Consider the following 13,872-nt stretch of genomic DNA (forward strand, 5'->3'; position numbering starts at 1 on the left):
GGGGRGCGTCGCGGGGCGCGTCGCGGGGGGCGTCGCCGGCGCCAGGTCCTGCCGCAGCACCGCGGTCTGCAGCTCCCGGACCGCCGGGGACGGGTCGAGACCGAGCTCGTCGTCGAGCACGGTCCGCAACCGGTCGAGCGCGGCCAGCGCGTCCGCCTGCCGGCCGGCCCGGGCCAGCGCGACGGCCAGCAGCACCCAGAGGCGCTCGCGGAGCGGTGCGCGGACCACCAGCGCCTCCAGGTCGGCCACGACGGCGTCGTCGCCCAGCGCGACGAGCAGGGTGGCCCGGTCCTCCTCGGCGAGCAGTCGCAGCTCGGCGAGGCGGGCGCGCTCGGCCTCGACGACCTCGTCGCCGACCACGTCGGCGTACGGCTCGCCGCGCCAGAGCGCCAGCGCCTCCTCGAGGCGGGCCAGCCGGGCCAGCGCCGCGTCCCGGTCCGCGGCGACGGGCGCGGTCGCGGTCACCAGGTCGCCGAGGGTGGCGTGCACCTCGGACACCGTGGCGGCGAACACCTCCGCGTCGACGTCGGCGGGCTCGACCAGGAGCCGGTAGCCGGCCTCGGCGCTGACCAGGTAGCGCGACGGCGTCCGCGGGGTCAGGTCCGGCTCCAGCGTCCGTCGTACGACGGAGACGTAGCTGTGCAGCGACCCCTGCGCGCTGGGCGGCGCGTCCGGACCCCACAGCGCCTCGACCAGCACGTCGGCGCCGACCGGGCGCCCGCGGTGCAGCGCGAGGGCAGCCAGCAGCGCGCGGTGCTTCGCGGCGGTCAGCGAGACCGGCGCGGCGCGGTCGGCCGGCTGCACCAGCGTCGGTCCGAGGACCCCCACCCACATGGACCCGAGGATAGGGGCGGAGACGGGCGCGCGCAGGGCCTTACCCGCTACCTCAGGTCCCCGTGGCCGGGCCCGTCCGCGCGAAATAGGGCAGTGCCCCGATGTCCGGCCTTACCTCAGGCGAGCAATCTCGTATCTACGAGGAAGCCCGGGAGCAAAGGCGAACGGGCAGGAGCAAGGAGCAGACCATGAACAACTCCACCGCCTACCAGCAGGTCGAGATCGACTACCACCGCGACCAGCTGCGCCGCTCGTGGCGCCCGCTGCGCACCAGCCGCTGGACGCGCAACCAGCTGAACGATTCCGCGACCGACGCGGCCTGACGTGGCGCCTCCCGACGCGGCGGCCGCCTCTCCGGAGGCCCGCCGCACCGGGGGCGCGACGCTGTCCGTCGTACCCGTCATGATGGGGGGCGTGCCGCTCCCCGAACTTCCTGCCGACGGTCGCGCTCTGATCGGACGGGAGGCCGAGCTCGCCGAGCTCGCCTCCGCCCTGGGCGTGCGGCCCGATGCCACCGTGCCGCAGCGTGCCGTGCTGCTCTCGGGCGACGCGGGCGTCGGCAAGACCCGGTTGCTGACCGAGCTGCGCGACCTCGCCTTCGACGAGGGCTGGCAGGTCGTGGCCGGGCACTGCCTCGACTTCGGTGACAGCGCGCTGCCGTACCTGCCCTTCTCCGAGGTGATCGGCCGGCTCGCGACGGACGCGCCCGAGGTCCTCGAGGAGATCACCGGCCAGCGCCCGGTGCTCCGCGCCCTGCAGCCCGGTCGCCGCACGATGCGCGGGTCCGAGCAGGACACCTCCGCCGAGATCGGCCGTGCCGAGCTCTTCGAGGCGGTGCACGCCCTCTTCGAGGCGGTGTCGGTGAGTGCGCCGCTGCTCCTCGTGGTCGAGGACGTGCACTGGGCCGACACCTCCACCCGGGACCTGCTCAGCTTCCTCTTCACCCGGGCCTTCGAGGGCCCAGTCACGCTGGTGGCGTCGTACCGCTCCGACGACCTGCACCGCCGGCACCCGCTGCGCCGGGCGACCGCCGAGTGGAGCCGGATCCCCGGCGTCGGCCGGATGCAGCTCGACCCGCTGAGCCCGCGCTCGGTGCGCTCGCTGGTCAAGCAGCTCCACCCCGCTCCGATGCGGGAGAGCGAGGTGGCCGGGATCGTCGCCCGCGCCGAGGGCAACGCGTTCTTCGTCGAGGAGCTCGTCGGCGCCGCCTCGGTGCAGGGACGCGCCGTTCCCGACGACCTCGCCGAGCTCCTCCTGGTCCGCCTCGACCGGCTCAGCGAGGCCGCCCAGCAGGTGGTCCGGGCCGCCTCGGTCTCCGGCCGCCGGGTCAGCCACGCCCTCCTCGCCGAGGTGGCCGGCGTCTCCGAGGCCGACCTCGACCTGGCGCTGCGCGAGGCCGTCGAGCTCAACGTGCTGGTCCCGACCAGCAACGACTTCTACCGGTTCCGGCACGCGCTCCTCGCCGAGGCGGTGTACGACGACCTGCTCCCCGGCGAGCGGGTCCGGATGCACGCGGCGTACGTCGCGGCGCTGAGCTCCGGCACGGTCAACGGCACCGCCGCCGAGCTGGCCCGCCACGCCCGCGCGGCCCGCGACCTGAAGACCGCGGTCGACGCGAGCATCCGGGCCGGCGACGAAGCCCTCTCGGTCGGTGGCCCGGACGAGGCGGCAGACCACTTCGGCACCGCGCTCGAGCTGCTGGCCGAGCCCGCCGCGCGCGGCGAGGTCGTCGTCGACATCGGCTACCTCGGCAGTCGCACCGCCGACGCGCTGATCGCCGCCGGTCGGCCGGCCCGCGCCATCTCCGTGGTCCGCGAGCTGCTCGACGGGCTCGAACCCGACTGGCCGGCCGAGCAGCGCGGACGGCTGCTCGTCGCGCTGGCCACCGCGGTGATGCTCGACGAGAACCGGCTCGACCCGCTGGAGTACACCGAGCAGGCGGTCGCGCTGGTCCCGGACGCGCCGTCGCGGCTGCGTGCGGTGGTGCTCGCCGCGCACGCCCGCGCGCACGCCTTCAACGACAACGTCGACGCGGCCCGCGAGTTCGGCGCCGAGGCGCTCACCCTGGCCGAGACCCAGGACCTGCCGCGGCTCGCCACCGACGTGATCACCACGCTGGCCGGGCTCGGGGCCAAGGGGTCCGAGGACGTCCGCGACGGCCTGGAGGAGGCGGTCCGCCGCGCCCGCGAGATCGGCGCCGACGCCGCGGAGATCCGCTCGCTCTACCTGCTCGGCCGGTGGCACCAGGACCGTGGCGCGCTCACCGAGGCCCGGGAGAGCTTCGCGCTGGCCTCGGCCCGGGCCGGCGACCTTGGCCAGCCGTGGGCGCCGTTCGGGTTCGACAGCCGGCTGCTGCTCGCCCAGATCGCGACCATCACCGGCGACCTCGACGAGGCGAAGCGGCTCGCCGACGTCAGCGGCCAGGCGCCGCCGGTGGTGCCGGAGACGCTGCTCGCCGCGATCGGCGTCAGCGTCAAGGCGATCCGCGGCGACCTGTCCGCGCTCGCGGTGCTGCCGGAGATCCGCGGCCACTGGCACAAGGACGGCCTCATCCCGATCACCGTCGGCCCCGCCACCATCGAGCTGTACGCCGCCCAGGGCGACCACGCCGCCGTCCTCGCCGAGCACGACGCCGTCGTCGAGGCGGTCACCGCGATGTGGCGCGAGTTCTTCCACGCCCGGGTGCGCCTGGGCGCGGTCACCCTCGGTGCCCTCGCCGGCTGCGTGGCGACCCTGCCGGCGGCGGAGCGCGAGGAGCTCGCCGCCGAGGCGGCCCGGGTCGTCGAGGGCAGCCGCCGCACCCTCGCGCTCCAGGCCGAGGAGGGCAGCCACTGGGGGCCCGAGGGGATCGCCTGGGCGGCCCGGCTCTCCGCGGAGTACCTGCGCTTCCGGTGGCTCGCCGGGGTGGACGCCCCGGAGCAGGCCGAGCTGGTCGAGGCCTGGCGGACGACGCTGCGCCGGTTCGAGGAGTTCGGCCACGTCTGGGAGGTCGCGCGCAGCCAGGCCCGGCTCGCCGCGGTCCTGCAGGCCGGTGGCGAGCAGGCCGAGGCCCGTGCCCTCGCCGACCACGCCCGGGCGACCGCGCACCGGCTCGGCGCCGACCCGCTGACCGACGAGCTGCGCCGACTCGGGCAGGCCAGCCGGCCGCGTTCGGCGTCCCCGGCCGACGCCACCCTGACCGCGCGGGAGGCCGAGATCCTGGCGCTCGTCGCCGAGGGCCGGACCAACGGCGAGATCGGCAAGCAGCTCTTCATCGCCACCAAGACCGTGAGCGTGCACGTCTCCAACATCCTGGCCAAGCTCGGCGCGGGTGGCCGGACCGAGGCGGCCGCCATCGCGCGCAGGCGCGGCATGCTCGGTGGTTGAGGAGGCTGCGCGGCAACCGACCCGGAACCTCCTACCCAGGTCGGATCCACCCCCAGGTCCGGCCTCCTAGCATGGGCAGCAGAGGAAGGTGACCCATGAGCATCGACATCGACCCGCGCACCGAGGCCCGCTTCGAGCGGATGCGCCCGCTGGGCCAGGGCATCGCCACGAAGGTGGACCCGTCCCAGGTGCCTGACGGGCCGAAGTACCCGGGACTGCTGCAGAGCATCATGCTGATGCGCTTCCGGCACCGCTGGATCCCCTCGCTGCGCCGCAAGTACGGCGACGTCTTCTCGATCCGGATCCTCCCCGAGGGCCGCTGGCTGGTCGTCTTCCACCAGCCGGAGCACGTCAAGGAGATCTTCGCCGGCGACCCCGAGGTCTTCCACGCCGGCAAGGGCAACGCCATCCTCGGTCCGGTGATGGGGGAGCACTCCCTGCTGCTGGTCGACAGCAGCCAGCACAAGCGCGCCCGCAAGCTGCTGATGCCCGCGTTCAACGGCCACGCGTTGCGCTCCTACGAGTCGATGATCACCGGCCTGACGAAGACCGAGGTCGGATCCTGGCGCAGCGGCGAGACCTTCGAGTCGCTGGAGCGGATGAACGCGCTCACCCTCGAGGTGATCCTGCAGGTCGTCTTCGGGGTCACCGACGAGGCCCGGCTCGCCGAGCTCCGGCCGCTGGTCAACCGGACCGTCAACGTCAGCCCGGCCGTCTTCCTCGGCTGGGGCTTCCCGCGGCTGCAGAAGCTCGGGCCGTGGCGGCGGGCCTTCGAGAACCAGGCGGCACTCGACCACGTCATCTACGCCGAGATCGAGGAGCGCCGCCGGTCGACCGACCTGGAGTCCCGCACCGACGTGCTCTCCCGGCTGCTGCTGGTCCGCGACGAGGAGGCCGAGGACCCGGCCGCGTCCGGGCTCACCGACGAGGAGCTCCGCGACCAGCTGGTCACCCTGCTGCTCGCCGGCCACGAGACCACCGCGACCGCGCTGGCCTGGGCGCTGCACGAGCTCGGCAAGGACGCGGACCAGGAGCGGAAGGCCCGGGACGCGGCCGCCGCCGGCGACGACGACTACCTGGAGGCCGTGCTCAAGGAGGCCATGCGCCTGCACCCGGTGATCCCGATGGTCGTGCGGCACCTGATGAAGCCCGCCACGATCGGCGGGATCGACCTGCCCGCCGGCGCGAACGTCGCGGCGTCGATCATCCTGGCCCACGAGGCGGAGGCGTCGTACCCGGAGCACGGGGTGTTCCGGCCGGAGCGGTTCCTGGAGGGCGAGGTCGCCACCAACACCTGGATCCCGTTCGGCGGCGGCGTCCGGCGCTGCATCGGTGCCGGGTTCTCGCTGATGGAGGGCGTCGCGGTGCTGCGCGAGGTGCTCTCGACGTACGACGTGAGCCTGCCGCCGGGGACCACCGAGGAGCCGAAGGTCCGCAACATCACCTCGGTCCCGAAGCACGGGGCGCGGATCGTCGTCACCAAGCGGTGAATACGCTTCGGTCGTGAAGTTCGAACGCAAGCACGCCGTCGTCCTGCTCGCCGTCGCCGTCTGGAACGTGCTGACCTACGCCCGGTTCACCAAGGCGCTGGTCGAGACGACCGAGGACCGCCCGACCGGCTACTACGTGGCGCACTCGATCCTGATCGTCGTCAACCTCGTCATCGCCGCGGTCCTCGGCCGCTGGGGCTGGCAGGCGCTGAAGGCGACCAAGGCCCCGTCCGAGAACGCCTGACCTGCGGCAGGATCGGCGCATGTCGCTGAGTCACGAGGACGCCCACCGGATCGCCCGCGAGAAGGGCAGCAACCCGGTCGCGTACTTCTTCGCCCGGTTGATCCTGGTCCCGGTGCTGCGGATCTTCTTCGGCCTGCGGGCCCAGGGTGTCGAGCACATCCCGAAGACCGGGCCGGTGGTGATCGCGCCGAACCACAAGTCCTTCTGGGACGCGTTCTTCCTGGCCGCGGTGGTGAAGCGCCGGCTGCACTTCATGGGCAAGGCGGAGCTGTTCCGGGGGTGGCGCGGGCGTCTCTTCCTGGCGCTCGGCGCGTTCCCCGTCCTGCGCGGCCAGTCGGACGCGGAGGCGATCGAGACCTCGCGCGCGATCCTGCTCCGCGGCGACGTGCTGGCGCTCTTCCCCGAGGGCACCCGGGTCTCCGACCCCGAGCGGCTCGGCAACCCGAAGCGCGGCGCGACCCGGCTCGCGATCGAGACCGGCGCCGTGATCATCCCGACCGCGATGACCGGCACGGAGAAACGGAAGTGGCCGCTGCCGCGGAAGGTGCGGATCGTCTTCGGCGAGCCGGTCCCGGTCACCGACCTGACGCCCGGCCCCGAGCACGCCGGCCTGCTGCTCGACCAGACCGTGTGGCCGACCGTCTCCGAGGAGTACCAGAAGCTCCGCAACACCCCCGGCCTGATCGCCGGTGGCCTCGCCGCCGCCGGTATCGCCGGCTACGCCCTCTGGCGCCGCCGCAACCGTTGAATCGGGACTTCCGGTGCGTTGAACCCGGAGTTCCGGTCAGTCGAGTACGGCGCCGTGGCGGGTGAGCCTGCCAGACTGGGCGCGTGCTGCTGCCACCGAAGGTCGCCCAGGGCGTCGCGGACGGGTCGTTGTCGCTGGCGTTCCGGCGGTGGCGCAAGCAGGACGTGCAGCCCAGGCAGAGGTTCACGACCTCGGCCGGGGTGGTGCAGGTCGACGCGGTGGACGTCGTCGACCCGGACGCGATCACCGACGCGGACGCCCTCCAGGCCGGACACCCGCACGCCGACATGGTCCGCAAGCGGCTCGCCGGCGAGGAGGGCTGGCAGACCTACCGCGTCACCCTCTCGTACGCCGGCCCGGACCCGCGGATCGCGCTGCGCGAGTCCGCCGACCTGACCGCCGAGGACGTCGCCGCGATCGACGCCCGGCTGGACCGTCTCGACCGGGCCGGCAGCCACGGCGCCTGGACGCTGCGGACGCTGGCCCTGATCCGCGAGCACCCGCAGCGCCGTGCCCCCGACCTCGCCGCGATGGAGGGCCGGGAGACGGCCCCGTTCAAGATCGACGTCCGCAAGCTCAAGGCGCTCGGCCTGACGATCAGCCACCCGGTCGGCTACGAGCTGTCGCCGCGCGGGACCGCGTACCTGGCGCGGACGGAGCGCCGGTGAGTCAGCGGTCGAACGCGGCCAGGACCTGCTTCTCGGTGAGCCCGTAGTCCTTCAGGTCGTAGGAGTGCTTCGGCGCCGCCTTGCCCTCCTTGGCCTCGCGGTCGATCGCGGTGACCGCGGCCTCGACCTCGGGGGTCCAGTCCAGCCCGAATTGGTCGTAGACCCGGCGGGTGACGCCGATCTGGTCCTTGACCAGGTCGCCGAAGGCGATGTCGATGAACTGGTCCTGGTCGTACTTGCCGCGGGCGTCGTGGAAGGCGTGGAAGGACCGCGACCACAGGTCGAGCTGGGTGTGGCCGATGACGCCGCCGACGTAGGTGTCGGAGTGGCCGACGGTGGTCTCCGCGGACAGCGAGCACGACGAGGCGATGCAGGTGACCGGCTCGCGGTGGGTGTAGACGATCAGCGCGTCCGGGTAGACCGTCATGAGCGCGTCCAGCGCGGTCATGTGGGACGGGTTCTTCAGCACCCAGCGCTTGTCCTGGTCGTTGAGCCCGACCAGCTGCAGGTTCTGCTTGTGCCGCGCGTAGGCGTCGGTCCAGTCCTGCTTCTTCAGCCACTCGGTGTACCGCGGCAGGTTGGCCAGCGACTCGTAGGAGTTCGACTTGCCGGTCTGGCGCAGCAGCCGCCAGCACTCCTCGACCGTGGTGGCATCCATGTAGTGGATGCCCATGAACTCCGGCTGCTCGATGTGGTGCGCGGTGAACGCCTGCTGCATCGCGCTGAAGATCGGGTCGGACTCCCAGGTCTCCCGCGGCGGCCGCGGCTGCGGGTACTGCGTCAGCCACATCTCCAGGCCCTGCGCGGTCGGGTCGGCGTGCAGCAGCCGGTGCAGGATGGTCGTGCCGGTGCGCGGCAGACCCATCAGGAAGATCGGCCGCTCGATCGCCACGTCCTTGTGCTCGGGGTGCGCGGCGAACTGCGCCTGGGTCAGCAGTACGCCGACGAGCGCGCTCTTCACCTCCGAGCGCTGGAAGTAGTTCCCGCGCCCGGTCAGGCCGGCCTCGGCCGAGCCCAGGTCCTCGACGAGGACGCGGAGGCCCTCCTCGTGGACGCCGTCGCCGAAGTCGGTCATCCCGGTCGTGCGGACGGCGGCGGCGGCGATGTCCTCGTAGCTGCCGACGTCCGCGCGCTCGCGGGTCATGATGTTGTCGCTCATGTCAGTCGTGGAACTCGCCGCAGTCGACGGTCAGCATCTGGCCGGTGACGGCGGAGGCGAGGTCGCTGGCCAGGAAGAGGGTCGCCCGGGCGACCTCCTCGGAGGACGCGAGCCGCTTGAGGTCGGTGGGGGCGGCCTTCTCGGCGTACACCTGCTCGTGGGTCTTGGACTCCACGGCGGCCAGGAAGTCGAAGTAGCCGCGGTTGACGTCCTCGTAGATGTACGACGGCGCCACGCTGTTCACCCGGATGCCGCGCGGACCGAGCTCGGTGGCCAGCGAGGAGGCGAGGTGCTCCAGCGCGCCCTTGGAGAGCTTGTAGCCGGCGTACTCGGGCTGGCTGGAGAACGAGACGCAGGAGTTGAGCATGATGATCGAGCCCTTGGACTCCGCGAGCGCGTCGGCGAAGAGCGCGGAGAGCCGCAGCGGCGCGAACACGTTGGTCTCGTTGACCTTGGCGAGCTTGCGCGGGTCGATCTGGGTGATCGGGTCCATCGGCGGGATCGTGAAGGCGTTGTTGATGACGCAGTCGACGCGGCCGAAGGCCTCGAGCGTCTTGTCGCGCAGGTTGGCGCGGGACTCCTCGTCGGTGACGTCGGTGACGACCTTGAGGACCTTGACGCCGTACGCCTCGCAGACGTCGCCGATCTCGTCGAGACGGGCGGCGGTGCGGCTGGCGATCACCAGGTTCGCGCCCATCTTGGCGGCCTCCTCGGCGAGCGAGCGGCCGAGGCCGGGTCCGATGCCGGAGATGACGACGACCTTGCCGGCCAGGACCGGGGCGGGCTTGTACCGCTCCTCGATCGAGGTGTCGTGGGCTTCGGCGTATCCGAGCGACGGGTTTGCTTCTGGGCTCAAGAGATCATCCTTGGGGGCGAGGTGCGGCCGTGCGGCGCGGTGAGACTTGGTACGAGACTAGAACACGTTCCAGTTTGCGTCGAGGGCTTGGAAGGAACTGCATGCGCCTCTAGTTCTGCGGGGCGACCAGGCCGCGCCAGCGCTCCCGGCTGACGATCACGTGGTCCAGGAAGCGCAGGCCGAGCTGGTCCGCCGCCAGCCGGAGGCGCTCGGTGACCGCGAGATCGGCGAAGCTCGGCTCCAGGACGCCGCTGGGGTGGTTGTGCGCGATCGCCAGCGCGACGCCGTCGTGCCGCAGGACGAGGGAGAGGATCTCGCGCACCGGCACGGTGCAGTCGACCGCGCCGCCCCTGGCGACGACCAGCGACCGCTTCACCCGGTGGCTGCCGTCGAGGATCACCAGCAGCACCTCCTCGACCCGGGACCGCCCGATCCGGGAGGCGGCGATCGACGCGATGTCGCCCGAGTTCCGGACCGGCGCGCCGATCTCGGGGGCGACGATCCGGTCCGCGAGGGCGAAGGAGGCGACCAGACGGGACGCCTTGGCGGGCCCGACCCCGGGAGTGCGGGCGAGCTCGTCCATCGCCGCACGGCCGAGTCCCTTCAGCCCGCCCCACTCGGTCAGGAGTCGCGCGGCCAGCTCGAGCGCCCCCATCCCCGCGGCCCCGGTGCTGAGCTGCACGGCGACCAGCTCGGTGTCGGACAGCGCGCCCGGGCCGAAGGTGTGGAGTCGTTCGCGAGGGCCGTCATGCATTCGGCGACCCTACGAAGAGTCGGGCGCCGGGCGCGGCCGCCCTCCACAGGCGTCCTAGGAGATCATCCGCCGGGCGATGCCGACCTGGCGGTCGGCGATGCGCGCGGCGTACTCCTCGGGGGTGACCTTGTTCTGCTCGTGGAACGGCAGGTGCGCGGCGACCTCGTCGAAGGCGACGAGCTCGACCTGAGGCCCGTCCGCCGCCGTGAGCGGGCGCGAGATCCGCTGCCAGCGCAGCATGATCACGCCCTTCGGGTGACCGGTGGTGTCGAGCCAGTTCGCGATCCCCGGGTTCCGGGTGGAGATCACGTAGCGGAGCATCCCGTCCGGGTCCGCCTGCGACTGCGCGCCGGTCAGCGAGGACTGGTAGTGCTCGTAGTCGGTGGAGACGTACCACTTCGAGCCGATCTGGATCGCCTGGTACGGCGCGGCGTCGCAGGCCGGGACGGTGACGACCAGCGCCTGGTCGTCGGTCAGGTCGTAGTGGCCGAGCGAGGAGTACTGGCTGGCCAGGCCGCCGGGCGTCGACTTCGGCGCGGTCAGGGTGTTGACCGGCTCCTTGTAGGTGAACCACTCGGGGAAGGCGAACCAGGTCTTGATCTTCCCGGTGAGCATCTTCGCCGCGACGCCGTACCGCTTGGCGACCTTGTCCATCGCGAACGGCGCCCGCGGGACGCCGGCGGTGTCGAGCCGCTGGATGCGGATCGTGCCCCGGTTCTCGGTCGCCCAGTCGTTGTAGACCTCGCGGATGATGAGCGTGGCGCCCTTCTTCAGGCCCATCTCGGGTCCGAAGCGCCAGCTGAACGAGCCGTCCTCGGCGATGGTCAGCTCGCGGTCGTCGAAAGCGGCCAGCGAGGTCGGCGAGCCGTCGGCGGAGTAGTTGCCGTCCATCACCTGGAAGGAGAGGTCGGCGGTCGTGCCGCGGACGCCGCTCACCTCGTAAGTCGCCCCCTCGTCGAGGTAGGCGTTGAAGTAGATCGCGTCCGGGTTGTCGAGCCCTTGGCGGGCGTACTGGTGCGTGGGGTTGATCAGCACCGGGTGCACCAGGTCGTAGTCGAACGCCATCTGCAGCGACGAGCGGATCGACCCGGCGAGGTAGTCGTACCCCTCGGCGCGCTCCTGCTCGCTGATCTCGAACGGCGGGTTCGCGATCAGCGCCTCGGCCTCGGCGACGGCGTCGGTGAAGACCTTGGTGACGTCCGCAGAGGTCCCGGAGTCGGTCACAGCGACACCTTGCTGATGATGTCCTCGGCGTACCGGTTGAGGTTGTCGATCTTGGTCTGCAGCGGCTCGGTGTCCGGGCCCATGATGTAGGGCACCCGGAAGCCGACGATCGCGTCGGTGACGCCCTTGTCCTCGAGGCGCTTGATGCCGTCGAGGGTGTAGGCGTCGTAGGAGATCACGTGGATCTCGAAGTCGTCGCGGGTGTCGCCCTCCTCCTTGCGGATCTCGGCGAGCCGGACGAGCAGCCGGTCGAGCTCCTCGGGGTCGCCGCCGGCGTGCATCCAGCCGTCGCCCTTGCGGACGGCGCGGCGCAGTGCGGCGTCGGCGTGGCCGCCGACGAGGAGCGGGATCTTCTCGGTGGCGCCGGGGCACTGCTTGAGCGGCTCGATGTCGTAGAACTCGCCGTGGTACTCGAAGTACTCGCCGGTGGTGAGGCCGCGGAGGATGTCCATGCACTCGTCCATCCGCTTGCCGCGCCGGGCCCAGTCGACACCGAGGGCGTCGAAGTCCTCGGGCCACGGCGAGATGCCGACGCCGAGGCCGAGCCGGTTGCCCGACAGGAACGCCAGCGAGGAGGCCTGCTTGGCGGTGAGCACCGGCGGCCGGATCGGCAGCTTGAGCACGAACGGCGTGAGCCGCAGCGTCTCGGTCACCGCGAACAGGTGAGCGCAGAGGATCATCGTCTCGATGAACTCCTTGCCGTCGAGGAAGTGACGGTCGCCGGTGTCGGTGTAGGGGTACTTCGAGTCCGACTCCTTCGGGAAGATCAGGGAGTCGGCGATCGTCATCGAGGTGTACCCGGCCGCCTCGCACGCCTGGGCCAGCGGGGCGTAGTACTCGGCCTTGGTCATGCCTTCGGCAAAGGAGAATCGCATGTCCCAAGACTAGAACGTGTTCCATTTTCATGACTAGAGTGCGGACCAACCCGAGGCGCACTTTTTTCTGAAGGCGCCTCTCGTCCCACGCTCAGGAGGATCCGTGGACCTGCAGGACATCCTTGACCGCACCGAGATCCGCGACGCGATCACGCACTACACCTTCGGCATCGACCTCGGCGAGTGGGACCGCCTGGACAAGGTCTTCACCCCCGACGCGGCGATCAACTACGTCGAGTCCGGCGGCATCGAGGCCACCTACGCCGAGGTGAAGCCGTGGCTCGAGGAGAACCTCGCCGTCGCGCCGAACCGGGTCCACATGATCGGCCAGATCGACTTCGAGCAGCTGCCCGACGGCGAGATCGGTGCCAACGCCTACTTCCACAACCCGATGACCTTCGACTTCGGCGAGCAGAAGTTCCCGGTCGAGGTCACCGGCATCTACCGGCACACCTTCACCCGGACCGAGGCGGGCTGGCGGTCGCGCAAGCTCCACGAGACGGTGCTCTGGCGGCGCGGCTTCGAAGCCCTCGGGATGTGACGACCCGCTGATGGACAAGAAACCGAAGGGGCTCGACGACCCCGGTGCCGTGAAGTTCATGAAGGCGATGGCCGCGGCGAACGTCTGGCTCTACCGGCGTACCGGGGGCCGCGTGGGCGCGCACTGGCGGATCGGGGCAGCCCTGCGCAAGCCGGTGCCGATCTGCCTCGTCGAGCACCGGGGCCGCAAGACCGGCCTGCTCCGCACCACCCCGCTGGTCTACCTGCGCGACGGGGAGCGGGTCGTGGTGGTCGCCTCGCAGGCCGGCAGGCCGGAGAACCCGATGTGGTTCGGCAACGTCGTCGCCGACCCCGACGTCACCGTGCAGATCGGCCGCGAGCGCCGCCGGATGCGGGCGCGGGTCGCCGGGAGCGACGAGCGCGAGGTCCTCTGGCCCCGCCTCGTCGCCCTGTACGCCGACTACGCGAGCTACCAGTCCTGGACCGACCGGGTCATCCCCGTGGTGGTGCTCGAACCCGTCGCCTGACGGCCCGTCCCGTCAGCCGAGGACCGGTCTCCCGGCGTCGTTCGCGCCCCTATCCTGGGACCGTGCTGGAGACCGACGACGACGCGACCGAGGACAGGACCGAGCAGATCCGCTCGGTGCTGCTCAAGGCACTGGCGCTCGTCATCGGTGTCGGGTTCGCCGTCGGGATCGGGACCTGGATCGTGGTCAGCTCGCTCGGCCTCAACGACACCGAGCTCGCGAACACCGGCCCGGGCCTGGTCCAGCCGATCACCCCGCTGCCGACCACCGCGCTCCCCGGCCCGACCGACACCCCGTCGTTCGATCCGTCGCCGCAGGGCCTGGTCACCGGCGGCCCCACCGCCGGCGCCACCGGCGACCTGCTCCTCAACGCGGCCCCGCTCTTCGTGAAGCCGGGCGAGCGGATCAACCTCACCGGTCAGTGGGCCGGCCGCGACGCGATGGGCCTGCTGGTGCAGCGCCTCGAGGACGGCCAGTGGGCCAACTTCGGCGTCCAGACGACCGTCCGCGTCGGCACCTTCGAGACCTACGTGATCACCAGCCGCACCGGCGACCAGGTCTTCCGGGTCTACGACCCCGAGACGAACACGGCCTCGAACGAAGTCAAGGTCACCGTCGGCTGACCC

At 71.8% G+C, this 13,872-nt stretch carries 15 protein-coding genes; 9 read left to right on the forward strand and 6 right to left on the reverse strand.

Going from position 1 to position 13,872, the window contains the following annotated elements:
* A partial coding sequence (locus tag AB4Y76_RS19990) for an AfsR/SARP family transcriptional regulator (protein ID WP_441928529.1) occupies window positions 1-834 on the reverse strand: 834 nt, incomplete at its 3' end.
* Between the two features lie 188 nt (window positions 835-1,022).
* Here AB4Y76_RS19990 and AB4Y76_RS19995 point away from each other — a divergent pair.
* The 6 genes from AB4Y76_RS19995 (at window position 1,023) to AB4Y76_RS20020 (ending at window position 7,350) form a co-directional block, all read left to right on the forward strand.
* Window positions 1,023-1,157 carry a hypothetical protein gene (locus AB4Y76_RS19995; RefSeq protein WP_441928531.1) on the forward strand — a complete coding sequence of 45 codons (135 nt, stop codon included), beginning with the start codon at window positions 1,023-1,025 and terminating at the stop codon, window positions 1,155-1,157.
* A gap of 1 nt (window position 1,158) precedes the next feature.
* Window positions 1,159-4,200, forward strand: coding sequence for a helix-turn-helix transcriptional regulator (locus tag AB4Y76_RS20000; protein ID WP_441928532.1), 3,042 nt, complete (start codon window positions 1,159-1,161; stop codon window positions 4,198-4,200).
* 95 nt (window positions 4,201-4,295) lie between these two features.
* Window positions 4,296-5,690, forward strand: coding sequence for a cytochrome P450 (locus tag AB4Y76_RS20005; RefSeq protein WP_441928534.1), 1,395 nt, complete (start codon window positions 4,296-4,298; stop codon window positions 5,688-5,690).
* Window positions 5,691-5,703: 13 nt separating this feature from the next.
* Window positions 5,704-5,934: an SCO4848 family membrane protein gene (locus AB4Y76_RS20010; protein ID WP_441928536.1), complete on the forward strand. Its 231-nt coding sequence runs from the start codon at window positions 5,704-5,706 to the stop codon at window positions 5,932-5,934.
* Window positions 5,935-5,953: 19 nt separating this feature from the next.
* Window positions 5,954-6,682 carry a lysophospholipid acyltransferase family protein gene (locus AB4Y76_RS20015; protein ID WP_441928538.1) on the forward strand — a complete coding sequence of 243 codons (729 nt, stop codon included), beginning with the start codon at window positions 5,954-5,956 and terminating at the stop codon, window positions 6,680-6,682.
* Window positions 6,683-6,765: 83 nt separating this feature from the next.
* The gene (locus AB4Y76_RS20020; protein ID WP_441928540.1) at window positions 6,766-7,350 is read left to right on the forward strand and encodes a hypothetical protein; all 585 of its coding nucleotides are present in this window, start codon (window positions 6,766-6,768) and stop codon (window positions 7,348-7,350) included.
* A gap of 1 nt (window position 7,351) precedes the next feature.
* Here the strand turns inward: AB4Y76_RS20020 and AB4Y76_RS20025 are convergent, their stop codons facing one another.
* The 5 genes from AB4Y76_RS20025 to AB4Y76_RS20045 all read right to left on the reverse strand — a co-directional run bounded on the left by AB4Y76_RS20025 (window position 7,352) and on the right by AB4Y76_RS20045 (window position 12,218).
* Window positions 7,352-8,509 (reverse strand): sulfotransferase family protein, encoded by a 1,158-nt coding sequence (locus tag AB4Y76_RS20025; RefSeq protein WP_441928542.1) that lies wholly within the window; start codon window positions 8,507-8,509, stop codon window positions 7,352-7,354.
* A 1-nt stretch (window position 8,510) separates the two neighbouring features.
* Window positions 8,511-9,365 carry an SDR family oxidoreductase gene (locus tag AB4Y76_RS20030; protein WP_441928544.1) on the reverse strand — a complete coding sequence of 285 codons (855 nt, stop codon included), beginning with the start codon at window positions 9,363-9,365 and terminating at the stop codon, window positions 8,511-8,513.
* Between the two features lie 109 nt (window positions 9,366-9,474).
* Complete coding sequence (locus tag AB4Y76_RS20035) at window positions 9,475-10,119, reverse strand: JAB domain-containing protein (protein WP_441928546.1); 645 nt, start codon at window positions 10,117-10,119, stop codon at window positions 9,475-9,477.
* A gap of 54 nt (window positions 10,120-10,173) precedes the next feature.
* The gene (locus AB4Y76_RS20040; protein ID WP_441928548.1) at window positions 10,174-11,343 is read right to left on the reverse strand and encodes a hypothetical protein; all 1,170 of its coding nucleotides are present in this window, start codon (window positions 11,341-11,343) and stop codon (window positions 10,174-10,176) included.
* Window positions 11,340-12,218 carry a TIGR03619 family F420-dependent LLM class oxidoreductase gene (locus AB4Y76_RS20045; RefSeq protein ID WP_441928550.1) on the reverse strand — a complete coding sequence of 293 codons (879 nt, stop codon included), beginning with the start codon at window positions 12,216-12,218 and terminating at the stop codon, window positions 11,340-11,342. Before AB4Y76_RS20045 ends, AB4Y76_RS20040 begins: the two co-directional genes overlap by 4 nt.
* A 103-nt stretch (window positions 12,219-12,321) precedes the next feature.
* Between AB4Y76_RS20045 and AB4Y76_RS20050 the strand changes: the two genes are divergently transcribed.
* The 3 genes from AB4Y76_RS20050 to AB4Y76_RS20060 all read left to right on the forward strand — a co-directional run bounded on the left by AB4Y76_RS20050 (window position 12,322) and on the right by AB4Y76_RS20060 (window position 13,869).
* Window positions 12,322-12,759 carry a nuclear transport factor 2 family protein gene (locus tag AB4Y76_RS20050; RefSeq protein WP_441928551.1) on the forward strand — a complete coding sequence of 146 codons (438 nt, stop codon included), beginning with the start codon at window positions 12,322-12,324 and terminating at the stop codon, window positions 12,757-12,759.
* Between the two features lie 10 nt (window positions 12,760-12,769).
* A complete protein-coding gene (locus AB4Y76_RS20055) occupies window positions 12,770-13,246 on the forward strand; it encodes a nitroreductase family deazaflavin-dependent oxidoreductase (protein WP_441928553.1) in 477 nt (158 codons plus the stop codon).
* A 62-nt stretch (window positions 13,247-13,308) separates the two neighbouring features.
* Complete coding sequence (locus tag AB4Y76_RS20060) at window positions 13,309-13,869, forward strand: hypothetical protein (protein WP_441928554.1); 561 nt, start codon at window positions 13,309-13,311, stop codon at window positions 13,867-13,869.
* The last annotated feature ends 3 nt before the right edge of the window (window positions 13,870-13,872 follow it).

Origin of the sequence: Marmoricola sp. RAF53, from assembly GCF_052114005.1 — a bacterium.
Taxonomy (GTDB): Bacteria; Actinomycetota; Actinomycetes; order Propionibacteriales; family Nocardioidaceae; genus Marmoricola.